This is a genomic window from Hwanghaeella grinnelliae (assembly GCF_004005845.1).
In the GTDB taxonomy this organism is placed as follows: domain Bacteria; phylum Pseudomonadota; class Alphaproteobacteria; order UBA8366; family Aestuariispiraceae; genus Hwanghaeella; species Hwanghaeella grinnelliae.
This window is the reverse complement of record NZ_SADE01000001.1, coordinates 176,438-201,231: the sequence shown is the minus strand read 5'-3', so window position 1 is coordinate 201,231 and position 24,794 is coordinate 176,438. Positions and strand designations below refer to the sequence as shown.

Sequence of the window (24,794 nt, the reverse complement as noted above, 5' to 3'; positions counted from 1 at the left end):
GTGTTAGAAGAATGGCAACACCATTCAAGTTACGGCGGTAGGATCATAGGACAACCCTTCCCGAATGTGCTTCTAAACTTGGAAATATTTTGCTATTTCATCTGGTAAATTCATCATTAAGCAGTGAATTATTCTATTATGCGAAAATCCCTGGACCGTATCGATCGGTCGATCCTGCGGTTGCTGCAATCCGACGGGCGGTTGTCGAACGTGGAGTTAGCCCGGCGCATCAATCTGTCGCCGACCCCCTGTCTGGAACGGGTACGCCGGCTTGAGAAGGACGGCTTCATTCGCGGATACTCGGCGCGGCTAGACCCGGCAAAGCTTCAGCTTGGTCTTGCCGTCTTTGTTCAAGTCTCTCTCGACAAGACAACCAGCGACGTGTTCGACAAGTTCAAAGCAGCAATCGCCGGGATCGACGAGATTGTCGAATGTCATATGGTGGCGGGCGGTTTCGACTATATCCTGAAAGTCCGGACAGCGGACATGGATGCATTCCGAACTTTCCTGGGCGACATCATCAACAATCTGCCCGGGATTGCCTCCACCTCGACTTATGTGGTCATGGAACCTGTGAAGGAGGGCGCAAGCCTTCCCGTACCTCTATCGTGACGCTGCATCCAAATGATGATTTTCGATCTGTCCTATCGGGCAAAAACGCCTTAGGTTCCGAAATATGTGCGGGATAGCTGGTTTCATCGAAGCAAAAGCCGAAAAGGGTCCGAAGGAGTTGCTGGCGCAGGTCAATGCCATGACCGACGCCATGCTGCACCGCGGGCCCGACAGCGGCGGCCATTGGCTGAGTTCGGAGGCCGGCGTCGGCATGGGTTTTCGGCGCCTTGCGATCATCGACCTGACACCGTCGGGCAATCAACCGATGACATCCAGCTGCGATCGGTATGTCGTCACCTACAATGGCGAAATCTATAACTACCAGTCACTGCGCCAGGTGCTGGAGACCGAGGGCCGCCGCCTGCGCGGCCAGTCCGACACGGAAGTCATGCTGGAGGGGTTCTCGGCCTGGGGTGTGGATGAAACCGTCGAGCGCCTGATCGGTATGTTCGCCGTCGCCCTATGGGATAAAAAGAAACGCGAATTGACGCTGATCCGCGACCGGCTCGGTATCAAGCCGATCTATTTCGGTATCCAGGACGGCATGTTTCTGTACGGGTCGGAGCTGAAATCCCTGCGGGCTAAAAGCGGTTGGACACCCCGGATGAACCGCGCGGCGATGACACAATATCTGCGCTACAACTACGTCCCCGCCCCGCTCACCATCTATGACGGTATTTTCAAGCTGGAGCCAGGTTGCGTCCTGCGCTATCGCCCGGGTATCGACCGCGAACCACGGATCGAACGGTATTGGAACCTGGATCATACGATCCTGAAGGACCGTAGCTCACCGGAACCGCAAGCCGCCGTAGACCGGCTTGAACCCCTGCTGCGCGATGCCGTGGAGCGCCGTATGGTGGCCGACGTGCCGCTTGGCGTCATGCTGTCCGGCGGTGTGGATAGTAGTGTGATTGCCGCGCTGATGCAGGATTGCTCATCCCGCCCGATCAAGAGTTTCACCATCGGCTTCGAAAACGCAGGCTATAACGAGGCCGATCAGGCACGCGGTGTCGCCGAGCATTTGGGTACAGACCATACGGAACTGATGTTGACGGCGGACGACGCCCGCAATCTCATCCCCCAAATGCCGGATTGGCATGACGAGCCATTTGCCGATTCGTCAGCCATGCCGACCTGGCTCGTCTCAAAACTGGCGCGTGATCACGTTACCGTCGCGCTTTCCGGAGACGGTGGAGACGAAGTGTTCTTCGGCTACAACCGCTATCGCGCCGCCGCCACCGCCTGGGGCAAGGCGAAAAGCGTCCCCGGATCGGTCCGTTCCATGGCCGCGGGCGGTTTGCGTGTGTTGCCGACCGGTACCTGGGATTCCCTGGCGGCGCTGATCCCCAGCGGAAAACGGCCCCGTATGATGGGTGACAAGATGCATAAGCTGGCGGATCTGCTGGCAAGCGGCAGCGAGGATGACGCGTACCGCGCCCTGGTGAGCCATTGGGACAAGCCCACGAACCTTACCGGGATCGACGAACCTGAACTTTCCATGTGGCGCGGCGGCGCCGCCTTGTCGGACTTCACCGAACGCATGGCCTATTACGATACGTTAAGCTACCTGCCCGGGGACATTTTGACCAAAGTGGACCGGGCCAGCATGGCATGCAGCCTTGAAGCACGTGTGCCCTTGCTGGACCACCGCGTCGTCGAATACGCGTGGTCCCTGCCAAAGGAGATCAAGATTCGCGACGGCGTGGGAAAATGGCCCCTGCGGCAGGTTCTTGACCGGTATGTTCCGAAAGAACTGGTGGACCGGCCAAAAGCGGGCTTTGCCGTACCGTTGGCCGATTGGTTGCGCGGTCCGTTAAAGGAATGGGCTTTCGAGATGCTTTCCGTGGAACGCCTGCGCGACCAAACCGGATTACAGCCGGAGCCGATCCTGCGCGCTTTTCGCGACCACCTGAAAGGCGACGGCAACCATGCCGAAGCCTTGTGGAACATCCTGATGCTGCAAAGCTGGATGGACCGTTGGTCCCCGTCTACCTGAGACGCCGGACCGCGCCATGACGCCCCCCCATCCGAGTTCGAACCCCAGACAGAGCCTTGAAGGAAAGAACCTTCTCTTCCTGATCAGCGAAGACTGGTACTTCTGCTCCCACCGCCTGCCTATTGCCCGGGCCGCCAGGGATGCGGGCGCGAAAGTCGCCGTCGCCTGCCGTGTTCGCGACCATGGTGACACGATCAGAAAAGAAGGCTTCGATCTTCACCCCATCGGTCTTGACCGTAGCGGCCGAAATCCATTGGCGGATATTGGAACGATCCTGGCCCTTCGGAAACTCTACCAGCGTGTGCGTCCAGACATCGTCCATCAGGTCGCCGTAAAGCCGGTACTGTACGGATCGATCGCAGCCTGGCTGGCGGGCGTTCCCCATGTGGTCAATGCCATGGCGGGCTTGGGCTTCGTTTTTATCAGCAAAGGTGCTTTCGCCTCCCTCGTTCGGCCGGTTCTGATATCGGCGTTCCGGGTTTTACTGAACCGCCGGCAAAGCAGATTAATTCTGCAAAACGGCGACGACAGCGCCCTGTTCCAAACCAAAATCGGCGTACGCCCGGACAGGATCGCCATCATCCGAGGGTCCGGCGTCGATACCATATCCTTCTCCCCCGCCCCTGAGCCTGACGGCCCCATCATCGCCAGTTGCGTAAGCCGCATGCTGTGGGACAAGGGGATCGGCGAGTTAGTCGAGGCCGCGCGAATACTCCGCCACAAAGGAAGCGATATCGTCATACGGCTTATCGGCCCGACCGACGACAATCCGGCTTCCATCCCGACCGAGACACTCGACGCATGGCGGTCGGAAGGCATTGTCGAGGTGACTGGCCCGACGGCCGATATCGCCGACGCCTATGCCGCAAGTCACATCGCGGTTCTGCCGTCCTATCGCGAAGGGTTGCCGAAATCCCTGCTGGAAGCAGCGGCCTGCGGCCTGCCCATGGTCGCGACGGACGTTCCCGGCTGTCGGGAAGTTTGCCGCGACGGCGAAACCGGATTGTTGGTGCCGGTAAAACAGGCGAAACCCCTGGCGGACGCCTTGGAGCGTCTGGCAGGCGATGCCGCCCTTCGAAAAAAACTAGGGGCTGCTGCCAGGAACGCCGCAGAGCAGGAATTCGCCGAACCGGTAATCATCGGGCAGACATTGGCCCTTTACGAATCCATGCTGGGCGGCGAGAACTGATTCAAAGAAATCCGAATACCATGAGGGAGGAAATGACATGTCGATAGATCTAAAAGGATCCAGGGTTTTCATTTCGGCAGGGGCGGCCGGTATAGGACGCGCCATGGTTGATACCTACGTGAAGGCTAATGCGCGGGTCTATACCTGCGATGTGGTGGACGAGGCGCTTGAAGACCTTCGCGCCAAATATCCTTCCGTCACCGCTGTGAACTGCGACTGCGCCGATTTCGAGGCCGTCAGCGCAATGTTCGAAGACGTGGAAAAGACCCTCGGCGGGTTGGACGTGCTGGTCAACAATGTGGGCATCGCCGGGCCGACCGCGCGTGTCGAAGACATCGAACTGGACGACTGGCAACGCACCCTCGACGTAAACATCACCGCCCATTTCTATTGCACCAAGCTGGCAACGCCGATGCTGAAGGCGAACCAGAAAGGTGTCGTCATCAACCTTTCTTCCGTCGCAGGACGGCTTGGCTTTCCGATGCGCCTGCCCTACGCGGCGTCGAAATGGGCCGTTGTCGGCTTCACCAAGACACTGGCCGCAGAACTGGGTCCCGACAACATCCGCAGCAACGCGATCCTGCCGGGCATTGTCGACGGCGAGCGGATTGATCGGGTGATCGACGCCAAAGCACAAGCGATGAACATCTCTTTCGACGCGATGCGTGAGAAACTGGTCTCCGGCGTCGCCATGCGGACCAGCGTTTCACCTTACGACATCGCCAACATGGCGCTGTTCCTGTCGTCCGACCTCGCCCAAAAAGTCTCGGGTCAGATCATCAGTGTCGATGGTGACGTGCTCAGCATCACCTGATCATTTCGATCGACGATTGTTGCGGCGGGCCTCTCCGATCAGGACGATCAGCCCGCCCGCAATGATCACCGCGGCACCGATGGCGGTGGCGATATCCGGCCAGTCACCGAAAACCATCCATCCCAGCCCCAGCGCCCAGAGGATCTGGATATACATGAAGGGGGCGACTGTTGAGGCGGGCGCGTCCTGGTGCGCCACGATCAACAGGCCGTGCGCGGTACCGCCCAACAGACCGATCGCGATCATCAGCCCCCATTGATCCAGGCTTGGCGGCACCCATTCCAACGGCACCCAGATCGATGCGGCTACCGTTCCGACAAGGGCGGTGTAGAGCATCGTGACCCGGCTGGGATCGACCGACCGCATGTGCCGCGTCGCAAGGTTGAAAAGCGCGACGCACACTGCCGCGCCGATCACCAGCAGGGCCGGCCAACTCACGCCATCAAAACCCGGGCGCACGATGATCAGCACGCCGGAGAAACCGACCGCGACGGCGATCAAGCGCCGGGCCGTCAGGCTCTCGCCAAGCAGTGGACGCGCCAATAGAACGACCAGGATGGGCGCGATAAACATGATGGCCGTTACCTCGACCAGTGACAGGAAGGTCAGTGCCGAGAAATAGAGAACCGTGTCGATCAACAGCAACATCGACCTACCGACCTGGGCCAGCGGTCGCGCGGATCGAAACGCCGATCCTCCATCCCGGGGCAGGACGAAAATCAGCATGAAACCCAGCATCAAAGCCAGGTGAGATGCATAGCGCGCCCAGATCACCTGCGACAGGGGCAACCCGTCGCCAATCAAGTGTTTGGCTATGGCCTCCTGCCCAGAGATGAACAGCGCGGACACCATCATCAGAACGATGCCGCGCACAGGCCTATCTTTGGATTGATTGCTGATCGTCATAACGGATCCAGCCCTAAACAGCCCTGGCCGCGGCTCGTCTGCCCCGCGCAGCTAGATATTCACGCCAAGCCAGATAAATGCCGCTGGCAATCACTACCGCTGCGCCGGTCCAGGTGTAGATATCCGGTAAATCGCCGAAGACAATGAACCCGAACAACACGGACCAGACGATCTGAACATACATGAAGGGCGCCAGCAGCGAGCCCTGGGCGAACTTAGTACCAAGAATGAAAATGAAATGACCGATGGCGCCGAACACGCCGACGGCCAGCATCAGCAACCAACCTTCAGGTTCCGTCGGCGTCTGCCACACAAATGGTAGGGCAATGGACATCACGATGGCACCGATCAGTGCGGTGAAAAATAAAGAGGTTATCGCGCTGTCGACTTGGGAAACCATTCGCGTGGTCAACAAATAAAGGGCGATACCCACGGTACCGGACAGGACGACGAAATAGGCCCAATGTACCTGGGCAATACCGGGCCGAATAACGACCAGGACACCAATGAAACCGACAATGATCGACGCCCACCGATGCACCCCCGGTTTCTCGCCCAACATCACGCCCGCCAGCGCAGCCACTATGAAAGGCGCGGCAAAATTGATAACCGTCAGTTCCGCCATCTGCAGATACTTCAAACCGGTGAATTGGCACATGGTGGTCAAGGCCAACAGGACCGATCGTGTGATCTGGAGGGGCAGCCGTTCGGTCCGAACGAGTTTACGCCCCAGGACCGGCCCCAGGAATACGATCATGATGACCAGATGCACCATGTAACGCGCCCAGACTGCCTGAACGGGCGGCATGTATCCGCTGGCGAGCTTTGCTGAGAGTTCCAGGCAGCCGAAGAAAAATACAGCCAGGATGATAAGAGAAACACCGAGCAAGGGTTTCGTTTCCCCCAGGGCTTTTACGGCCGGGGACGGCACTTGTTCCGTTAATGACATTAAGGTCCCTTACTTGCGCAGCGCGGATAGAATTTCCGGATAAGCGTATGGATCGACCTTAACGTCAATCAGCGATGGCCCGCCTCGCGCCATGGCATCGCCGACGGCTGCGGTAACGGCGTCATTCCCTTCGACACGACAGCCTTTCACACCCAACGCCTCGGCCGCGGCGGCGTAGTCGATTGTTGGATAGCGGACACCAAGCGGCGGCCGTTGCTGCGCCTGCTGCTTGATGTCGATCAGGGAAAGCGCCGCATCGTTGAGAACGACGGTGATCACAGTGACGCCCAGGCGCGCCGCCGTCGCCAATTCCGTCAAGCACATGGACAGACCACCATCCCCGGTGATCGCCACGACCGGTCTGCCCGGGTCGTGAAGCGCGGCGGCGATACCCGCCGGAACGGCGAAGCCCATGGTCGACAATCCGTTCGACTTCAACACACTGAACGGGCGATCCGCCTGCCAAAGCGCCATAGCTGGAAACATATGCGCCCCGGAATCGACGGTCAGAGTTGCGCCCGGTGCGGCCTGTTGTATTGCATGTATCAAAGGACGCGGGTCGTTTGGCTGCCTGTCCCAGTCCATATCCGGCGGCATCAAACGGGCTTGCTGTGCGGATTTCAAAGCCGCCAGCTCGGATGCCTGCCAACCACTCTGCTCCTCTTCCTCCAACAGGGCCGGAAGGATCCTCGCCGGATCGCCGACCAGCTGCGCGGCGGGTTGAAATGGGCCGGCCTCATGCGCCACCTCGGAAATGTCGATCACACGCGCCTGATAGGGCCAGGGCTGATTGATCAATTCAATCGGATCCAAGCCGACAGCCAGGATCAGGTCCGCCGCGTGAAGAACAGCCGCTTCGGCCGTGCCGCCCGTGACATGCCCCATCACTGCGGGATCGGCATCCGGGACCACACCCTTTGCCTTATATGTCGTCAGCACCGGGCAGCGAAGATGCTGCGCCGTGCTGTGAACAGCGATTGCAACTCGTTCCGCCCGAGCTTCCAAACCAACCAACAGAACCGGCTTCCTGCTCGCCTTGATTTGATCCTTCGCGACAGATGGAATCACCGAAAAATCACCCGTCGTGCCTTCCCCAATTTTCACAGTTGGGAGATGGGCGGGCTTCGACGCCTGGGCGGCGGACAAATCCACATGGACCGGACCGAAAGGCGGTGTCGTCGCATCAATCAACAAACCGGCAAAGACACCGGGGCCGGTTTCCGAGTCCAGCGCGGCGCCGGACCGGACGAGCGGTGCGAAGAGTGCCTGCTGATCATATTTCTGATGGATACCGCCTGCATTTGTACCCTCCACCTGATCCGTGAAAACGACTAGCGGCGATTTTTCCAGCGATGCATAAGCCGTACCGTTTACAACGCTGGCCGCACCCGGCCCCACACCGGTAAGGACAACACCGGGCGTTCCCGTCAACTCACCGGTGACGGCTGCCATGATCGCGCCCGCCGTTTCAGTCTGACTGAGGATGAACTCTATTCCGTGCCGCGCCCCCGCATCGATCAGGTCCAGACTGCTGCCACCCCCGGGCACACCAAACATGCGGCGCACGCCAAGTTGGGCGAGTTGATCTGTCAGGACATCAGCCAGGGTTTTCGGCATGCGGAGAATTCCATATTGATAGGGAGGCGATGGCACTATGCTGTCTTATCCGCCGCCGCCGTCAAGAGATGGTGGCAGCGAAAACGGGCGGGACCCTCCGACAATGACCGAACTTGAAAAGATGCGCCGCGGTGAAGCTTACTGCCTTTTCGACCCGGAATTGAGTCGATTGAGAGACGCGGCCCGACGTGCCTGCAACGCCTTCAACACGTCGGAACCCATGGAAGCTGACGGGACATCGGCCATCCTGCGAGACTTGTTCGGATCGGCAGCCGGCGACTTTTTCATCGAGGTGCCGTTCCGGTGCTTCTACGGATTCAACATCCATATGGGGCGGAATGCCTTTATCAACGTCAATGGTGTGTTGATCGATACCGCCCCGATCAGATTGGGTGACGACTCCATGATCGGCCCCGGGACGGTATTGGCCTGCACCGACCACGATCGCGATCCGCAGCGCCGGGCTGCAGGTATGGAGTGGGGCAAACCCATAACCGTCGGAGCCCGGGCCTGGATCGGCGCGAATGTAACGGTCCTGCCCGGTATCACAATCGGGGCGGACGCCATTGTCGGCTCCGGGTCCTTGGTCAGCCGCGACATTCCCGATGGCGTGGTCGCGTTCGGAAATCCCGCGCGTGTGGCCGGGCCAGCAGTGAAACCGGCCTCATCGGATATTTAAACTAGACGGAGACGTCCCGGCGCAGCTTTTCCTTTTCCGCATCGTCACCCGCCGGCGTGACGAAATGGGCAAAGGGAAAACCATCGGCTTGTTCCAAGGGATCGATAACCAAACCATCCCTTATGTCGGAATAAGCCGCGACGACGGAAGCCAAGCACAGCTGGTCCACATACCAAACCGAGTCAGGCAATTGGTGTGAAAGCAGATTGGCAAAGCGTTCAAGGAATGTGCTGACGTCCAACCGGCATTTCAGGTGAATGAACGCCGCGTGATGCCGCAACCAGGGCATCAAGGTCGGCATCCCGAAATAGGCGATATCAGCCTTGGAGGTCCTTTCGAATATGACGTCCAGGTTCGCCAGTCCCTCGAGATCGATATCCAGCATCAACACATCACGCCTGTATCGCTGCATCATCGCATTCGCGGCGAAGAACCGGGCGCATGCATAGTACTGACTGTTGCGCCGGTTGTCGGATACGGTTTCTTGCGACAGGAAAACCGCCGAACCGGCCTTGGCCTGGAATTCAGTCAACTGACCGGGCCGTGGATTTACGACATGAATATGCACCGGCCCCAGGCCGGTCACGACTTGCAGGAACCGCGCGCCGAACCGGTCAAGATAACCACCGTCACAGGCCGCGAAGATCAGCGGTTCCGCTCCAGGGGCCGGCACCAATTCGTCCTGCCAAATGATTTCCTGTGGCGGCAACGCTCCCCAATCCGACCAAAGCATTCGAGTTTCCCCGTGCGATGTAATCAAACGCGAAAACTGCGGTGCCCGAACCAGATGCGGCACGGCCGCGAAGTGCTGCAAATTTCGTGCGATTGCATCACCGACCTCTCGGAAGTTTTCTGGACCGTCCCCGTCACTTTCATAAAGTCTGGCACAGGCCGCGAAGAACCGCACAACCACACCCAACGGACTATCCCACGTAGCGTGATCCGCAAATTGTATCAGGCGTTGGCGCAGCGGTGGGTTTTGGATGAATTCGTCGTTGAACAAAGCCTGGAACAGCATAGGGACGGCGTCCCCCGCCAATTTCTGCCGGTGTTCGAAAAGTGAGAGTTGATCGGGCGTTCCTTGTGCAATGATCATCAAACCCATGCTTTTCCAGGCCGATGGGTCCTGGGGATTGGTCCGAAGCTCCTCCAGGGCGGAAGGGAGATCCGTACTCATGACGGATGCCGCGTATGGATAGGATTGGAATGCCATCTTTTCATATGCGGCAGTCTACGCGCTTTACCGCGATCCGTCAGGAAAAGCTTCGCTCATAAGTAATTATCGGCTTCTCCTTGTAGGTGGTCCGGGCTGTTTCCCGAAAGCCGAAGCGGTCCGCTACCCGGATAGACTCCGTGTTCTTGGCGTCGATAATGCAAAATGTTCGGTCGGCCGTCAGGTTGCGCTTTCCCCAATCCAGGGCGGCCGTCACCGTTTCACTGGCATAACCTTGACCATGTACTTTCCCGCTGAGAACCCAGCCCATTTCCGGCTTCCCGGAATGGGAAGGCTCAATCGCACGCTTGAAATCGGCGAACCCGACTTCACCCAGCAACTCGCCCGTCTGACGGTCTTCGACCAGCCAGAAACCGCAGGAAAAAGCGTGCCAATGCCCCAATCCACGCAGAAATCGGAACCAGGTTTCTTCCTGGGTCAGTGGTTGCCCGCCGATATACTTGGTCACCGCCGGGTCGGACCACAGGGCGTGAATTTTGTCGTAGTCTTCCGCGCGGTGCGGGCGCATGCGCGTGCGCGGGGTTTCAAGGATAAGAGTATCCAGATTGGGGCGCACCAGGGACATTGCTCTACTCCGGCTGACTGTTGCCGTTTGGTGTGACTGTGCCGAAACCGGCTGAGGTGACGTAATATGGGGCGCGGTTAGTGAAAGTCCCGGCTTGGGAACAACACCTTGGCCTGATCGCGCGGATGTCGTGGCCGGGGGGTGGGGGTCACCTGGGCTGCCGCAGGTTGTTGTGGCATCGCTTTCATCGGCCGATATCCTGCGCCACGGTGAGGATCGGGCGAAATAACCTCGGTTTCCGGGGCCTTGCCGGGCCTGGAAGCTGGGGAATAAACCGGCCGCTTCACTTCATCCGTCGGCGCGGAAACATCGGCAAAAGTCGCTGACGGATCGCCGGTCGCCCCAATGGCAAGCTCATCCAGCAAGTAGGAGACGTCTTCAATTTTTTTTGAAATGACATGGGCGACGATGCCCTGCCGCTGCAACTCCCCCGTCACGCGCATCAGCCGGGCGGACAGGATTTCCCGCCGAAACTTTTTAAACATATCTTCCCAGATGACGATGTTCGACCATCCCGTCTCATCCTCCAAGGTAGAGAAGACGACACCACGGGCGCTGCCCGGACGCTGCCGAACGAGGACCAGACCGGAAACCGTGACCTTGGCGCCGTTGGGCAGGGTCAGCAATTCCTCCGCCAATGTCTCTCCCGCAAGAGCCGGGCGCAGCAGAGCACAGGGATGCGCCTTCAGGGACAGGCGCAGATGGGAATAATCCTGCACCACTTCCTCGCCCAATGTGGGTTCCGGCAGGGGGGCGTCCGGTTCCTCGCCGCGCTCTTCCTCGCCCATCGCCTCGAACAGCGGCAGAGGCTTGTCACCGCCGACCGCCTGCACCGACCAGAGCGCCTGTCGGCGGCTCAACCCCAACGAGCCGAAGGCATCCGCCCGGGCAAGCGCCTGCAAGGCCCGCTTCTTCAGCCCCGCCCGCCGCCATAGATCCATCGGCCGGGCATAACCGTTACCGCGCGCCGCCACGATCCAATCGCCGTCTTCCTGCGACAGTCCCTTGATCTGCCGAAAGCCGAGGCGGATGGCATAACCGCCCTTGGATTGATATTCGGGCGCAGCCTCCATCACATGTTCCCAATTGGAGTGGTTCACATCGATTGGCCGAATCTCCACGCCATGTTCCACCGCATCGCGGACAATCTGTGCCGGGGCGTAGAACCCCATCGGCTGACTGTTCAACAATGCAGTGCCGAAGACCGCCGGATAGTGGCATTTGATCCAGGCGGAGACATAGACCAACAAGGCGAAGCTAGCCGCATGGGATTCCGGAAATCCGTATTCCCCGAAACCTTCTATCTGCCGGAAACAGCGTTCGGCGAAGTCCCGCTCGTATCCGCGCGCGACCATTCCTTCCACCATCTTCTCATTGAATTCATGAATTTTCCCGGTCTTGCGGAATGTCGCCATGGCACGGCGTAATTGGTCCGCTTCCCACGGTTCGAAACCCGCAGCAACGATCGCAATCTTCATCGCTTGTTCCTGGAACAGCGGCACACCCAATGTCTTGCCCAACACGTCCTGCAATTCCTGGGAAGGGAAGGAAACCGTCTCCTCCCCATTTCGGCGGCGCAGATAGGGATGTACCATATCGCCCTGGATCGGGCCGGGCCGAACGATCGCCACTTCAATCACCAAGTCATAGAAATCGCGCGGCTTCATGCGCGGCAGGAAGGCCATCTGCGCCCGACTTTCGACCTGGAAGACACCCAAAGAATCCGCCCGGCACAACATGTCATAAGTCGCTTTGTCCGCCGGCGGCACGCTCGCCAGATCGTATGTGCGGCCATAGTGGTTACGCAGCAGTTGGAAAGCCTTGCGCAGGCAGGTCAGCATGCCGAGCGCCAGCACATCCACCTTCAGAATGCCCAGCGCATCCAGGTCGTCCTTATCCCATTCGACGACGGTCCGGTCGGCCATCGCCGCATTCTCTATCGGGCACAGCTCATCCAGCCGGCCGCGGGTGATCACGAAACCGCCGACATGCTGAGACAGATGCCGGGGAAAACCGATGATCTCGCTGACCAGCGCGATGGTCTGGCGCAGGCGTATGTCACGCGGGTCCAGTCCAACCTCAACCAGATGCTCGTCGGCGATGTCATCGGTCGACCAGCCCCAGATGCGCGACGCCAGAAGGGCTACCGTATCCTCGCTGAGCCCCATCGCCTTGCCGACCTCACGCACCGCCCCACGCGCGCGATAACAGATTACCGTCGCTGCCAGCCCGGCCCGGTGACGGCCGTATTTGGCATAGATGTACTGGATCACCTCTTCCCGGCGTTCATGTTCGAAATCGATATCGATATCGGGCGGCTCCCCCCGCTCGGCGGAAACGAAGCGTTCGAACAGCAGGTCCAGCCGGGCAGGATCCACCGCGGTGACACCCAGGCAATAGCAGACCGCCGAATTGGCCGCCGACCCGCGCCCCTGGCACAGGATGTCCTGGGTTCGGGCAAAGCGCACCATGTCGTAGACGGTGAGAAAATAGGCGGCGTAGTCGAGTTCGCCGATGAGCTTCAACTCGTATTCCACCTGCTGCCGGACTTTGGCCGGCATGCCGCCCGGATAGCGTTGTTTCGCCCCCAGCCATGTCAGCTTTTCCAGGGAGTCCTGGGCACTCAAACCCGGCTCCAACACCTCGTCGGGATAGGCATAGGCCAATTCGTCGAGGGAGAAGCGGCATCGCGCCGCAATCGCCAGCGTTGCAGCCAAAGCCTCCTCATACCCGGCGAATAGCTCAGCCATATTTTCCGGCGATTTCAGATGGCGTTCCGCGTTACGCTGGGTGCGCCAGCCGGCATCGTCGATCACGCATTTTTCGCGGATGCAGGTCAGCACATCGGCAAGCGGCCGGCGCGCGGGCGCATGCATCAAGACGTCGTTGGTCGCGACAAGGGGCACGCCCGTTTCCAATGCCAACGCCGCAAGAGCCGCGATCCGCCCCCTATCGTCGCCAGCCAGGCCGTTGCTGGCGGCCAGATAGACGGCATCCGGGAACGCATCCCGATAGCATGCGATTTCCGCCGCCATTTCATCATCGTCCTGCGCGGAGGGGAGAAGAATCAGCACCATGCCCGTGCCGTATTCGAGAAGGTCTTCTTTGTAGAGCAGACAGAGTCCCTTTTCCGCGCGGCGCCGACCGAGCGTGATCAGGCGGCTCAACCGCGCATAGGCGGGTTTGTCTATCGGGTAGGCGATCACCGGCAACCCATCGGCCAAGTCAAGCCGCGCGCCTACCAACAGTTTGATGCCGTGGCGCTTCGCCGCCGTATGCGCCCGCACTACCCCCGCCAGACTGTTGCGGTCGGCAACACCAATGGCGGCAAGCCCCAAGGCGGCGGCTTGGACGACCAACTCGTCCGGATGGCTCGCCCCTTCCAGGAAAGAGAAGTTGCTCAGACATTGCAGTTCCGCATAGACGGGATCATTACTCATCGGCTTTACCCGAACAGCCCATGCATGAACCAATCCCCAGTTGCCGTATTCGCATTTCTCTGGAGCGGATTGCGATACATCCAGAACCGCTGACCGGTCCGGCTTTCAACGCGGTAATAGTCGCGCAAGCGTGCTTCATCGTTTGGCCGCCACCATTCGGGCGACAGGCGTTCCGGTCCCATCACACGGTCGACCTCATGCCAGCGCCCGCGCCAGGAAAACCGCGTTGGTTCACCTTCGCCTTCCGGTCGACTGTCTTCCGCCTCCACCGGTTCCGGCATGGTCAACAGGAAGGATGGCCGGACGGGCAGCTCCGCCGGCCAAGGTGGCGCTTCCGGGTCGCCGCCCCCAGCGCCAGTGCCCCCCGCGTGAGTTGGTTCAGCGTTAGTAGATTGAAAGACGGAAACGAAACGCCCAGCGCGTTCCGGCAGGTGACTGCGCAAGGGATCAATCCGCAACAGCCGGCCGCCGCCCAGCCGCGCGGCGAGCCGGTCCAACAACCGATAAAATTCCGGGTCCCCTTCCCGCCCTGTCCGAGTCCTTCCATTCCCTTCGGAAGCACCGTTTAGGCGAGACTCCCGTTGCTCGGCCTTCATGTCTTCCACCACTGGCGCGGCAAGGACCATGCTGTCGATCCCGAAGCCGGGGTCGAGGGACGCCAGGCGTTCGGCGAAGAGGCGCGCCAGGTGATGCGGGTCGCGCGCCGCCCGCGCGACGCCGACCGTCAGGCTGCGCACGTCCCCGTCCGCGCGATAGATGGAAAGCGTCAGGCGGCGGCATCCACGCTGTCCCCTCTCCAACCGGGCCGTCATCCGGGTCAGCAATCGGTGGAGGCCGCGGGCGATATCCTCCGGCGTGCCGATCGGTTCGGGAAAGGAAAGGCGTACGCGATAGGGGGCGGCATGCGGCTTGGGGGAGATCGCGTCAGGCAGATCCCCCAAGGCGCGGTCGAGCCGGGTGACCAGATCGAGCCCGAAACGCGTCGCCAAACTGGACCGAGGCAGGGCATAAAGGTCGCCGATCTTGTGCAGACCGACCCGATGCAGTCCGGCCGCCGCCTCAACCGAAGCCCCCAAAGCCTCAACCGGCAAAGGCGCAAGGCGTTCCCGCAGGATACCGCCGGCCGCCGCTCCATCTCCGAACCGGGCAAGCGCGACAGCTGCGCGCGGTGTTTCCGCTCGGGCACCCCGGACCGTGAAACCGATGCCGTCCAGACGTTCCGCCAGATCGGTCAACATCGCCTCATCCCCGCCGAACAAATGACCGCAGCCGGTCGCGTCCAGCAGCAACCCATCCGCCCCGTCCAAAGCCACCCAGGGGGTGTAGCGGACGCACCAGTCGCGCAAGCTTTCCAATACCGTCCGTTCTGCTGGCGGATCGGCACGGCGCAAGGTTACATCGGGATACAGCGCGCGCGCATTTGCCAGACTCATCCCCGGCGTCAGGCCCGCCCCGGCAGCACAGGGGTTCACCGCCGCCAGAATCATCTGCCCCCGGCTTTCCACATACGTGGCGAAGGGGACTCCCGCCAAAGCAGGGTCTCGCCGCTCCACCCGCTCGGTCGCCAGATAGGGCAGCCAGAGGGAAATGAGGGAACGCGGTTGCGTCATATCGAAACCCGCCCGTCCCGATCCACCCGAACCCGCCAATCCTTGTCGGGCACCGCCCCGCCACGCACCCGCAACAACGCAATCTGCCAACAAGCCCGGTCGCGTGTATCGGAAAGCGGGGCCGGATCGACACACCAGCGTGTGGCAGCCGCGCTCGGACTGAGGGCGCCGCCCCCTTCCGACAAGATAATTCCCAACCCGCCGCCGGCCTCCGCCGCCAGTTGTAGGCGCCGGCTGGCCGTCAGGTCCACGGGCTTGCCGGAAACCGGCCCTCCCCACGACCGGTCCTTGTCCATTTGGGCGACAACGGCCGCGACCGATCCCGATTTCAGCGCTTCCTCAACCGTCCAAAGCATCTCTTCCCGGTCGCGGCAGACGGCCACGACCAGGCGCCGGGGGTCTATTCCCGCCTGCCACAGACCGGGGCCATAGAGGTGATCCCGCCGGCCTTCCGGCACGCACCACAGAATGCACTCTTCATTGGACAGACCAGATGCCAACAGATGCAGCGCGAAACCCGCGGCGGAGGATCCTTGAATTTCATGCACCGCCGCCAGGGCGAGGCCCCGCCCCGGCAGCGACGCATCCAGGGCCGTAACCCCGGTCGAAAGACATCGCCCGGCCCCCTTCCCGCCGGACGCCTCGATCGCGGCGATCTTCCGCCGCAGATCCGCCGGCAGCACGCGCCGCCCCCCTTCGGCGTGGGCCTCGTTCAAAGGCTCCTCCCGCACGGATGTCGGCGCTCTCAGGGATGCGGATCGGTTAAGCATGCCTTCCATATATTCCTATTTTGTTCTTTTTATAGTTCCTATTATGTTCTTTCGTCAATTGGGATTGAAGGCTGCATAAATCAACCGACACTTGCGCGCGCTTTGCGTCGTGCTAACAATCCATCCGACCAATGCCCAGTATGAGCGAGCGAATGATACACGTCACTAAATACATTATTATAGGAATTTTGATATTCGGCAGCCCAACATTGGCCATCGCACAAACTATGAATGATGCGGCGCAAGCGTTTGAACGACGGGAATACTCAAAAGCTCTGCAAATTCTGAGCGGCTTTGCAGAAGCCGGAAACATAGAAGCGCAATACAATGTAGGCGTTTTCTACAGAGATGGCGTCGGGACTGAAAAAGACATCGAAAAGGCTATTTTGTGGTTCAAGAAAGCGGCCGACCAGGGTTCCGCCGATGCATCAAACAACTTGGGGCTCATCTACTTAAGCAATACAGACGTCGCCCAAGATTTGAACTTGGCAAGACAATATTTTGAAAAAGCAGTCGCGGACGGATCGAATGAGGCCAAAACCAGCCTAGCGAAGATCTACATAGAAGCTCTTGGCACCCCGCAGGGCTACGAAAAAGCGCAAAAGCTTCTTCAAGAAGCATTCGAAGCCGGGGACGCAATCGCTGCGTACAACATCGGCTACATGTACCTATCAGGCAAAGGCTACCAGCAAAGCTACAAGTTGGCTTCAGAGTGGTTCACGAAAGCAGCAAAAGAAGGCTATGTAACGGCACAACTCGAACTCGGTAATTTGTACGCAAAGGGCCAAGGCGTCGAACAGTCGCACGGCGAAGCGGCAAAATGGTACCGAGAGGCCGCCGAACAAGGACTCGCCGAAGCCCAAATCCGTTTGGCAGAAATGTACAGAGACGGCACAGGTGTTCCTGAGGCCCCACAAAATGCAAGATACTGGTACGCTAAGGCAGCGGACCAGGGGTCCCCGGTCGCCCAATACAGCTTAGGGCAGATGTACTACAAAGGGGACAACGTCCCCCGTGACTATGCATTCGCAGCCAAAATGTTCCAAGCTGCCGCAGAGGCCGGCATACCAGACGCAAAATCTGACCTCGGCCTTATGTATCTTGAAGGCAACCATTTCGGTAAGGACACGGCAAAAGCGCACACCTTGTTCCAGGAAGCGGCAAATTCCGGTTACGCCGCCGCACAACATAATCTGGGCTACATGTATCAAAACGGTATCGGTGTAGATCAAAACAACGAAACGGCAGTTCGGTGGTACCAACAATCAGCCGATCAGGGCTACCCAGCCTCACTCTTGAACCTCGCTATACTTCTGAAAGACGGCAATGGGGTTGGGCAAGATATCCCTAAGGCCGTTTCGTACTTGAACGCTGCAGCTGATCAGGATGTTGTCCAGGCGCATTTCCTACTTGGGCAACTCTACCTGGGAGGATCGGGCGTACCGGCAGATCCCACCTCTGCCTTTCGCCATATGAAGCGCTCAGCAGAACTCGGTTTCCCAACCGGTCAATTGTTTCTGGGTTCCTACTACATAGACGGAAAAGGAACCGAGAAAGACATTGGTCGAGGAATTATGTGGGTCGTGATCGCATCCCAACAAGGTATGAAGGAAGCAAAGCCACACGCCAATAAGTTGTTGAATCAACTCGCCCCCGAAAGCCGCAGCCAAATCGTCAAATATGCCAGAACTTGCGCGAAGCAGGGATTCAAGAACTGCTGACCTTGGAGAATCCTTTGCGTGTCGGTAAAAACACGATTCCACGTCTAGATATTCTATAAGACCTACAGCTTCCCCGCAGCCGCGGCCTGTTTGACCTCCTTGCTTTGATAGCGCGACCACATATCGGTCAGGAAGGCCAGCGTGTCCGGGTCAAGGTCGGTCTTGGGCAGCGGGTCCTGGTCCCAATGGCCGTGCTTGTCCTCACCGCGGACCAGCAGCGCCGTGCGCCGGCCCAACGTCGATTCCACATGCGCGCCCATATAGAAGAAGGCGAGGCCCATGCGCCGGTCGTCGGTCGGGTTGGCCAGGCTGCCATGGGCGGTGCGGACATGGTGCATGGAAAACTCGCCCGGCTCCAATTCCAGATAGACCGCCCGGTCGTCATCAATGCCGACGATGGTCTGGCCGCGCGCCAACAGGTTCTTCGGGTCGTAGGTTTCCTCGTGCTCGTAATCGGTGCCCAGGTGGGACTCGGGCAGAACGCGCAAACAACCGTTCGCCTTGTTGCTCTTTGTGAAGGCGAGCCAAACCGTGACGCTGTCCGTCGGGTCCAGTCCGTAATAGGCGCTGTCCTGATGCCAGGAGACGAACTTGTCGTTATTTGCCGCCTTGGCAAACATGGAGGAACCGAACAGCATAATGTTCGGACCCAGCAGGGACTCGACGGCATCCAAGATCACCGGATGCCGCGCGAGGTCCACCATCCAAGGCGCGACGACATGCGCCTTGATCTTCATTCGAACGTTACAATCCTCACCGAGTTGCTGCTCCATCGACTCGATCCGGGCCCGGCACTCGGTCGCGTGCGCGGCAGAGAGTGCGCGTCGCTTCAGGAAATAACCCTCCGCCTCAAATTGCGCGACTTCTTCCGCAGTCAATGAACCAGCCATCACGGCCTCCTATTACATCTTTCGCGTATTAATCAATTGAGACGGATCGTACCGGTAGCGATCGACGCCGGCGCCAGCACGGCCGGCTTGCCGCCCTGGATCTGGATGATCGGCAGATCGCGGTTGTCGTTCAGCCCGTCTTCCCGGAAATTGATCGGCCCGTAGAAGGTCGTGATATCCAGTTCGGTGAGCGCCTTGCGCACCGCGTCCCGGTCAAGCGTCCCCGCCGTCTCAATCGCCTTCTGCAGCGCGATCAAAGCCGCTGCAGATGAAGCATGGACATAATCCGGCTCTTCACCGCCGGTCGCTTCGACCACGGCATCGTAAAACGCTTTGGTGGACCCGAAGACGTCGTCGCCTTCATAAGCGGCCGAGTAGTGCCACCAAGATGCGCTGGTGACGTTTTCGGCGAGCGGGCCAAGGTTATCCACGAATTCCTTGTAGGCCGGCCCGGTGATCATGGTGACGATCGGCGCAGTGAGGTTGAGGTCGGCCATCTGCTTTCTGAACAGCACGAGATCCTCGGTGTAACCGGTCACGTAAATCCAATCGGGTTCCGCAGACCGTATCGCGGCAATCGAAGAGGAATGATCCAAGGTGCCCACCGGGTATAGATCATTATAGACGATCTCCAGATCCCGGCCTTCCGCACCGCCGGCCATCAGCTTGGCCATGATGCGCGGAAAGACATCATCGCGGCCGAGGATTGCAATCTTCTTCAAGTCCGGCTTGGCGGCGAAAAACAGATCCAGCATGCCGTCGATCAGACCGCTGGACGGCGCCAACGTCCCGAACAAGTTCTTGAAACCCTGGTTATGCACCGGCTCGGAGGACGCGACCGCGATGATCGGCACCCCGTAGCGCTCCGCCACCGCGGCAGTGATCTTGGTATGACCCGATCCGAAGGGCGCGGTCAGGAAATCGACCTCGTCATCCGTGATGAGCTTTTCGGCCAGGATTCCGGCACGCTTGCCGTCTGTCTGATAGTCGTAGGTGATCAGTTCGACCGGTAGCTTACGGTCGCCGACCTGGATGCCGCCCGCAGCGTTCACCCGTTCCAACCACAGGTCATAGGCCAGCTTCTGCTTGGCGCCTTCAGCCGCCAGCGCACCGGTCAAGGCAAGCGGCGATCCGATTTTTACAACATCCTGGGCATACGCGGAAAAAGACGAAACCGTAATTGAAGCGGCAAGTAGGAACTTTCCGAAAACTGACATCATGACAAGGCACCCCCGTGCGTTGGACACTCTGTCAGCCCACCTTTGAATACAGGCCAGCCGACATTGTGTTGGAACGACCCCCCGGCCACACGAACGAGACCGAAAATTAGTCGTAACAACTACGATCCTACCTACAAAAATTTTTGCGCCGCAACATGAAAATGAAAATTTTTTGCATTGCAATTTGGGGTGGTGGGATGCCAGCGCAAGAATCCGGGCAACCGAGATCATAGTCCGGCATAAACCGAAAAGCGCCCGGAACCGACCAGTTCCGGGCGCATCCAATCCGGGATTGTCGACCCACGGCCCTAGGGCAGAACCGATTTCGGCAGCACGCAGTGAATACCTTTGTTGATATCGACCAATTGGGTGACACGCAGGTCTGCGGCCAGGCTGCAAAGGGAATACGCGTCCTGCCGGGACAGGTCGCTGATCCTGACGATAAGGTCGATCATTTCCCGCAAGGCTTGTTTCGCCGCCTCATCCAAATCCTCATTCATGCCCATGGTGATCCAGCTTGTGTCCGTTTCCGCCATCGGCATGGTCAGCTTCAAGTCCTTCCGCACGGTCAATTCGACCGTCCCGCTAAGGCAGGTTTCGATCGCCGTCAGGCAAACCTCGCCGTCACCCTGCACCGCATGGCCATCACCCGCGGAAAACAGAGCCCCTTCATTGAAGACCGGGAAGTAGACGGTCGTGCCTTCGATCAGCTCCTTGTTGTCCATATTGCCGCCGAATTCCCGCGGGATGACGGAGGTGAACTTGCCCAGCGACGGGTCCGGCGCGACGCCGAAATTGCCGAAGAAGGGCCGCAGCGGAATTTCTCCGCCCCAGGGCGGACGCGCGACCATGGCTTCCTTGTCGAGCGGAATATGCAAGCGCCGCTTTTCCGGAAAATCCTCCGGCAAGGTGCCTAGATCGGGCAATTGCAGGTTCCAGCCCCAGTTCGCGCGCAGGGAAATGTCCAGGAACTTCACCTGCAGCACATCGCCCGGCATCGCGCCCTCTACATAAACCGGACCGGTCAGGAAATGCGGCCCGGGCCCACGTTCGTTCTGTTCATGGACTTCCTTATGTCCTTCAACGACCTCCGCCCTGCCATCGGGCATGTCCTCCGGCTCCCCGGAGAGTGCATCGATACGCACTCGGTCGCCCGACTTTACTTTCAGCACGGGCGCGAGCGTCGCGTCCCAAAAACCCCAATGAACCGTCTCCGGTTTCGACGGCAGATGATATTCAGCGCCCATGGCAGCCCCCTCTTCGCAAAAGCATTCCCCGCACAAAATTCCAGCCGCCTTCTTCCCGAGGCGATCAGAGTAGTCTGACTCCATTCGATGCTGCATCGCAACAACAATGCTCCAGGGGCTACGCTCTAAGGCTTCAGTCTTCACGGTGAGACAGCTCTACCCGTTGCAAGATCGGCCGCCACGGTCCACAAATTGGCCCGAGCGGACATTGCACCGCACACCAAATCACCCCGTTCGCACGCCTTCCCAGTCGCAGGTTATTCATGTCCCCACCCGTAGATCCGATTACACCGACGGAAAAACTTCCCAAGAAAGTTGACGTCGTTATTGTGGGCGGCGGCATTGCCGGCGTTTCCACCGCCTATTTCCTGGCGAAAAAAGGGCTATCCGTCGCGCTTTGTGAAAAGGGACGGATCGGCGGGGAACAATCGAGCCGAAACTGGGGCTATTGCCGGCAGCAGGGCCGGGACCCGGGCGAAATACCCTTGATCATCGAAAGCCTGAAAATCTGGCGCGGCCTGAACGAGGAAATAGAAGACGAAACCGGTTTCCGACAAGCCGGTGTCGCGTATCTGGCCGCTACCAGGGAGGACTTGGAGCGGTATGAAGAATGGGTCGGCTATGCCCAGCAATATCAATTGGACACAAAACTGCTGACGGGCGACGCGCTGGACGCCATCGCCCCGGGCGGCGCGCAAAAATGGCTGGGTGCGCTTTATACCGCAAGCGACGGTCGGGCAGAACCATCCAAGGCCGCGCCGGCCATCGCACGTGCCGTTCAAAGGCTGGGCGGTGCGGTCCTGACCGATTGCGCCATCCGCGGCTTTGAAACGAAGGGCGGTCGTGTTTCCATGGTCTTCACCGAACGAGGCCCGATCGAAACAGACGCATTGGTCGTCGCCGGCGGGGCCTGGTCACGCCTCTTCCTGCGCCGCCACGGCATCGACTTCCCGCAGCAGACCGTGATTTCCAGCGTCATGCGGACCGCGCCGCTGGAGGCGGAGATCGATACTTCCGTTTGCGGCCCCAATTTCGCTATCCGCAAACGCCTGGACGGCGGCTACACGATCGCCCATGGCGGTGCTTCTTATTACCATCTGACACCGGACAGTTTCCGGCTGATGAAATCTTTCTGGGCCGCCTTCCAGATGGAACGCAAATCACTGCGCATTCGCCTCGGGCCCCGTTTCATGGAAGCCATCCGGCAGAACCGTAGATGGGGTATGGACGACGTCTCCCCCTTCGAAGAGAACCGCATTTGGGACCCGGAACCGAGCCAGGACATCCTGGGCGAAGCAAAACGGAACCTGATCGCCGCTTTCCCGGCTTTCGCAAAAGCGACAATCGAAGAAGGCTGGGCCGGCGCGATTGACGTCACACCGGACGCCGTGCCGGCGATTTCACCAGTTGAGAAGACGCCAGGCCTTTTCATAGCAAGTGGTTTCAGCGGCCATGGCTTCGGCATCGGACCGGGAGCAGGACGCCTTATGGCGGACCTTGTCAGCGGCGCGCATCCTGTGGTCGATCCTGAGCCTTTCCGATTCAGCCGGTTCCACGACGGCACAAAGATCGCGCCGTTCTCGGAAACCTGAGCCCAAGTAAAACCCTGACACAGGATAGAGTGTGACAAAGGACCCCGAAAAGCAGGCCGCCCATGGTCTACAGTATTTTTCCATCGCGGTATTCCCCGCGGTGCTCGGTATCGTTGGCTTGGGCCTGGCCTGGCGTGACGCAGGTGCGGGGTTCGGTATACCGGGTTGGATTGGGGAAACAATCTCAGGCTTCGGGGCGGGCTTTTTCCTGGCCGCCCTTGTGCTCTACGGCATGAAAACAATCCGGTTTCCGCAAGCGACACTGACAGAAGCGCGTTCGGTGCCGACGGCCAGCCTGATAGCCGCGATTCCGATGAACTTCATGCTGATTGCCGGCGTGATAACACCCTATGCGATGATTGTCGGGGAAGTTTTTTGGTTGATCGGTGTGATCGGGCAACTTGCCGTAACAATTCATGTCGTTGGATATGTCTGGCTTAACAAAGGGTTGGGCGTGCAATCCATCACCCCGGTCTGGCTGCTGCCCACCGTCGGCATCATCCTTGCGCCGATTGCTGGATCCGCCTTCGACTATCCCTTTATCAACTGGCTTCTGTTTGGCGTCGCCGTATTTTTCTGGATGGCTTTGACGCCCTTATTTTTATACCGCCTCATTTTTGCTGAGGGATTGCCCCCGCCGCAGCGGCCGGCCTTGGTCATTATTCTTACGCCCCCGTCGCTCTGCGTCGTCGCCTATGCTCATTTGCAGGGCGGCTATATGGACCCCTTCGCGCATATGCTGTTCGGTGTGGCCTGTATGATGGCCCTTATTCTGGTGACGAAACTAAAGGATTTCCTGGCGCTTCCCTTCACCATGGCTTGGTGGGCCTTCACTTTTCCGCTGGACGCTTTCACGAGGGCCGCGATGCTCTACAACGATCACCTCGAAGAACCTGCCAGCGCCGCGCTAGCCCTGCTCACCTTGGGGGTTGCCAGCCTTGTCGTTATTCTGGTTTCTTGGCGCACCGCGCGGTTCATGGTCCAGGGCGGCCTGTTCAAGGCGCCGGGCTAATCCGTGGCGCCTTACCACATTTCATGAAATTCCGAAGACGGGACAATGACGATGAGCCTGACACCCGCGCAAATCACCGCGCGCATCCTGATCGAAACCAAATCCATCCTGTTCCAGCCGGACGACCCGTTCATCTTCACAAGCGGGCGCGCCAGCCCCGTCTATACGGATTGCCGGCGGTTGATCGGCTTCCCGCGCGCCCGGCGCCGTTTGATGCAGATGGGCGCGGCCCAGATCGAAGAAGCTGTCGGGTTCGAAAGCCTGGACGTCGTCGCCGGTGGGGAAACCGCGGGCATCCCCTTCGCCGCCTGGATCGCCGACGAATTGATGCTGCCCATGTGTTACATCCGCAAGAAGCCCAAGGGATTCGGCCGGAACGCCCGGATTGAGGGCGACCTTCAGGAAGGCCAAAAAGTCATTCTGGTGGAAGATTTGGCCACGGATGGCGGGTCCAAGCTTTCCTTCGTTGAAGGGATTCGAGAGGCCGGCGCGGAATGCGCCCATTGCTTCGTCGTCTTCCACTACGGCATTTTTCCGGAATCGGTCGCCCACCTCAAAGATCAAGGAGTGGCCTTGCATGCGCTCTGCACCTGGTGGGATGTGCTCGAGTATGTCGAGGAAGCCGAACTGTTTCCCGCCGAGCAAATCGCAGAAATCAAAGCCTTCCTGAACGATCCCGTTACCTGGTCGAAGGCCCACGGCGGTAAAGAAGACTGATCCCCTTCCCTAGG

General features: G+C 59.5%; 20 protein-coding genes. 9 read left to right on the top strand and 11 right to left on the bottom strand.

Annotated elements, in window-relative coordinates; all coding sequences use genetic code 11:
- Positions 1 to 138 precede the first annotated feature (138 nt).
- The 4 genes from EOI86_RS00820 (at position 139) to EOI86_RS00805 (ending at position 4,611) form a co-directional block, all read left to right on the top strand.
- Positions 139 to 612: an Lrp/AsnC ligand binding domain-containing protein gene (locus EOI86_RS00820; protein ID WP_127763251.1), complete on the top strand. Its 474-nt coding sequence runs from the start codon at positions 139 to 141 to the stop codon at positions 610 to 612.
- A gap of 64 nt (positions 613 to 676) precedes the next feature.
- Positions 677 to 2,608: an asparagine synthase (glutamine-hydrolyzing) gene (gene asnB / locus EOI86_RS00815; RefSeq protein ID WP_127763250.1), complete on the top strand. Its 1,932-nt coding sequence runs from the start codon at positions 677 to 679 to the stop codon at positions 2,606 to 2,608.
- A gap of 16 nt (positions 2,609 to 2,624) precedes the next feature.
- On the top strand, positions 2,625 to 3,797 hold the full coding sequence (locus tag EOI86_RS00810; RefSeq protein WP_127763249.1) for a glycosyltransferase family 4 protein: 1,173 nt from the start codon (positions 2,625 to 2,627) through the stop codon (positions 3,795 to 3,797).
- A gap of 37 nt (positions 3,798 to 3,834) precedes the next feature.
- Positions 3,835 to 4,611, top strand: a complete 777-nt coding sequence (locus tag EOI86_RS00805) for an SDR family oxidoreductase (protein WP_127763248.1) — start codon at positions 3,835 to 3,837, stop codon at positions 4,609 to 4,611.
- Here EOI86_RS00805 and EOI86_RS00800 read toward each other — a convergent pair whose 3' ends face one another.
- Genes EOI86_RS00800 through EOI86_RS00790 form a run of 3 tightly spaced genes read right to left on the bottom strand, consistent with a single transcriptional unit; the run spans position 4,612 to position 8,083 of the window.
- Positions 4,612 to 5,517 carry a DMT family transporter gene (locus EOI86_RS00800; RefSeq protein ID WP_127763247.1) on the bottom strand — a complete coding sequence of 302 codons (906 nt, stop codon included), beginning with the start codon at positions 5,515 to 5,517 and terminating at the stop codon, positions 4,612 to 4,614.
- Positions 5,518 to 5,530: 13 nt separating this feature from the next.
- Complete coding sequence (locus EOI86_RS00795) at positions 5,531 to 6,466, bottom strand: DMT family transporter (protein ID WP_127763246.1); 936 nt, start codon at positions 6,464 to 6,466, stop codon at positions 5,531 to 5,533.
- A gap of 9 nt (positions 6,467 to 6,475) precedes the next feature.
- Entirely contained in the window at positions 6,476 to 8,083 is a 1,608-nt protein-coding gene (locus EOI86_RS00790; protein WP_127763245.1) for a thiamine pyrophosphate-binding protein, read from the bottom strand.
- A gap of 103 nt (positions 8,084 to 8,186) precedes the next feature.
- Between EOI86_RS00790 and EOI86_RS00785 the strand changes: the two genes are divergently transcribed.
- Positions 8,187 to 8,762 (top strand): sugar O-acetyltransferase, encoded by a 576-nt coding sequence (locus tag EOI86_RS00785; RefSeq protein WP_127763244.1) that lies wholly within the window; start codon positions 8,187 to 8,189, stop codon positions 8,760 to 8,762.
- A gap of 1 nt (position 8,763) precedes the next feature.
- Here EOI86_RS00785 and EOI86_RS00780 read toward each other — a convergent pair whose 3' ends face one another.
- The 5 genes from EOI86_RS00780 to EOI86_RS00760 all read right to left on the bottom strand — a co-directional run bounded on the left by EOI86_RS00780 (position 8,764) and on the right by EOI86_RS00760 (position 16,381).
- Complete coding sequence (locus EOI86_RS00780; RefSeq protein WP_127763243.1) at positions 8,764 to 9,939, bottom strand: hypothetical protein; 1,176 nt, start codon at positions 9,937 to 9,939, stop codon at positions 8,764 to 8,766.
- Positions 9,940 to 10,015: 76 nt separating this feature from the next.
- On the bottom strand, positions 10,016 to 10,561 hold the full coding sequence (locus EOI86_RS00775; RefSeq protein WP_127763242.1) for a GNAT family N-acetyltransferase: 546 nt from the start codon (positions 10,559 to 10,561) through the stop codon (positions 10,016 to 10,018).
- 77 nt (positions 10,562 to 10,638) lie between these two features.
- Complete coding sequence (locus tag EOI86_RS00770) at positions 10,639 to 14,001, bottom strand: error-prone DNA polymerase (protein ID WP_127763241.1); 3,363 nt, start codon at positions 13,999 to 14,001, stop codon at positions 10,639 to 10,641.
- A 5-nt stretch (positions 14,002 to 14,006) separates the two neighbouring features.
- Complete coding sequence (locus EOI86_RS00765) at positions 14,007 to 15,611, bottom strand: DUF6504 family protein (RefSeq protein ID WP_127763240.1); 1,605 nt, start codon at positions 15,609 to 15,611, stop codon at positions 14,007 to 14,009.
- A complete protein-coding gene (locus EOI86_RS00760) occupies positions 15,608 to 16,381 on the bottom strand; it encodes an ImuA family protein (RefSeq protein ID WP_127763239.1) in 774 nt (257 codons plus the stop codon). The genes EOI86_RS00765 and EOI86_RS00760 overlap by 4 nt, the downstream gene beginning before the upstream one ends.
- A gap of 152 nt (positions 16,382 to 16,533) precedes the next feature.
- On the opposite strand from EOI86_RS00760, the gene EOI86_RS00755 reads away from it, so the two are divergent.
- Positions 16,534 to 18,102, top strand: coding sequence for an SEL1-like repeat protein (locus EOI86_RS00755; protein ID WP_161973639.1), 1,569 nt, complete (start codon positions 16,534 to 16,536; stop codon positions 18,100 to 18,102).
- Positions 18,103 to 18,164: 62 nt separating this feature from the next.
- Here EOI86_RS00755 and EOI86_RS00750 read toward each other — a convergent pair whose 3' ends face one another.
- The 3 genes from EOI86_RS00750 to EOI86_RS00740 form a co-directional block, all read right to left on the bottom strand.
- Positions 18,165 to 18,992, bottom strand: coding sequence for a phytanoyl-CoA dioxygenase family protein (locus EOI86_RS00750; protein WP_127763237.1), 828 nt, complete (start codon positions 18,990 to 18,992; stop codon positions 18,165 to 18,167).
- A gap of 32 nt (positions 18,993 to 19,024) precedes the next feature.
- The gene (locus EOI86_RS00745; protein WP_127763236.1) at positions 19,025 to 20,212 is read right to left on the bottom strand and encodes an amino acid ABC transporter substrate-binding protein; all 1,188 of its coding nucleotides are present in this window, start codon (positions 20,210 to 20,212) and stop codon (positions 19,025 to 19,027) included.
- A 308-nt stretch (positions 20,213 to 20,520) separates the two neighbouring features.
- Positions 20,521 to 21,459: an acetamidase/formamidase family protein gene (locus EOI86_RS00740; protein ID WP_127763235.1), complete on the bottom strand. Its 939-nt coding sequence runs from the start codon at positions 21,457 to 21,459 to the stop codon at positions 20,521 to 20,523.
- 263 nt (positions 21,460 to 21,722) lie between these two features.
- On the opposite strand from EOI86_RS00740, the gene EOI86_RS00735 reads away from it, so the two are divergent.
- The 3 genes from EOI86_RS00735 to EOI86_RS00725 are packed head-to-tail and all read left to right on the top strand — an operon-like array spanning position 21,723 to position 24,780.
- On the top strand, positions 21,723 to 23,051 hold the full coding sequence (locus EOI86_RS00735; RefSeq protein ID WP_127763234.1) for an NAD(P)/FAD-dependent oxidoreductase: 1,329 nt from the start codon (positions 21,723 to 21,725) through the stop codon (positions 23,049 to 23,051).
- Between the two features lie 31 nt (positions 23,052 to 23,082).
- On the top strand, positions 23,083 to 24,063 hold the full coding sequence (locus tag EOI86_RS00730) for a TDT family transporter (RefSeq protein ID WP_127763233.1): 981 nt from the start codon (positions 23,083 to 23,085) through the stop codon (positions 24,061 to 24,063).
- Positions 24,064 to 24,114: 51 nt separating this feature from the next.
- Positions 24,115 to 24,780: an orotate phosphoribosyltransferase gene (locus EOI86_RS00725; protein WP_338033031.1), complete on the top strand. Its 666-nt coding sequence runs from the start codon at positions 24,115 to 24,117 to the stop codon at positions 24,778 to 24,780.
- Positions 24,781 to 24,794 lie beyond the last annotated feature (14 nt).

Excerpts from the sequence above, each read along its gene's own strand:
- EOI86_RS00820 (WP_127763251.1), top strand. The coding sequence starts at position 139 with ATGCGAAAATCCCTGGACCGTATCGATCGGTCGATCCTGCGGTTGCTG.
- asnB (WP_127763250.1), top strand. The coding sequence starts at position 677 with ATGTGCGGGATAGCTGGTTTCATCGAAGCAAAAGCCGAAAAGGGTCCG.
- EOI86_RS00810 (WP_127763249.1), top strand. The coding sequence starts at position 2,625 with ATGACGCCCCCCCATCCGAGTTCGAACCCCAGACAGAGCCTTGAAGGA.
- EOI86_RS00805 (WP_127763248.1), top strand. The coding sequence starts at position 3,835 with ATGTCGATAGATCTAAAAGGATCCAGGGTTTTCATTTCGGCAGGGGCG.
- EOI86_RS00800 (WP_127763247.1), bottom strand. The coding sequence starts at position 5,517 with ATGACGATCAGCAATCAATCCAAAGATAGGCCTGTGCGCGGCATCGTT.
- EOI86_RS00795 (WP_127763246.1), bottom strand. The coding sequence starts at position 6,466 with ATGTCATTAACGGAACAAGTGCCGTCCCCGGCCGTAAAAGCCCTGGGG.
- EOI86_RS00790 (WP_127763245.1), bottom strand. The coding sequence starts at position 8,083 with ATGCCGAAAACCCTGGCTGATGTCCTGACAGATCAACTCGCCCAACTT.
- EOI86_RS00785 (WP_127763244.1), top strand. The coding sequence starts at position 8,187 with ATGACCGAACTTGAAAAGATGCGCCGCGGTGAAGCTTACTGCCTTTTC.
- EOI86_RS00780 (WP_127763243.1), bottom strand. The coding sequence starts at position 9,939 with ATGAGTACGGATCTCCCTTCCGCCCTGGAGGAGCTTCGGACCAATCCC.
- EOI86_RS00775 (WP_127763242.1), bottom strand. The coding sequence starts at position 10,561 with ATGTCCCTGGTGCGCCCCAATCTGGATACTCTTATCCTTGAAACCCCG.
- EOI86_RS00770 (WP_127763241.1), bottom strand. The coding sequence starts at position 14,001 with ATGAGTAATGATCCCGTCTATGCGGAACTGCAATGTCTGAGCAACTTC.
- EOI86_RS00765 (WP_127763240.1), bottom strand. The coding sequence starts at position 15,611 with ATGACGCAACCGCGTTCCCTCATTTCCCTCTGGCTGCCCTATCTGGCG.
- EOI86_RS00760 (WP_127763239.1), bottom strand. The coding sequence starts at position 16,381 with ATGCTTAACCGATCCGCATCCCTGAGAGCGCCGACATCCGTGCGGGAG.
- EOI86_RS00755 (WP_161973639.1), top strand. The coding sequence starts at position 16,534 with ATGATACACGTCACTAAATACATTATTATAGGAATTTTGATATTCGGC.
- EOI86_RS00750 (WP_127763237.1), bottom strand. The coding sequence starts at position 18,992 with ATGGCTGGTTCATTGACTGCGGAAGAAGTCGCGCAATTTGAGGCGGAG.
- EOI86_RS00745 (WP_127763236.1), bottom strand. The coding sequence starts at position 20,212 with ATGATGTCAGTTTTCGGAAAGTTCCTACTTGCCGCTTCAATTACGGTT.
- EOI86_RS00740 (WP_127763235.1), bottom strand. The coding sequence starts at position 21,459 with ATGGGCGCTGAATATCATCTGCCGTCGAAACCGGAGACGGTTCATTGG.
- EOI86_RS00735 (WP_127763234.1), top strand. The coding sequence starts at position 21,723 with ATGTCCCCACCCGTAGATCCGATTACACCGACGGAAAAACTTCCCAAG.
- EOI86_RS00725 (WP_338033031.1), top strand. The coding sequence starts at position 24,115 with ATGAGCCTGACACCCGCGCAAATCACCGCGCGCATCCTGATCGAAACC.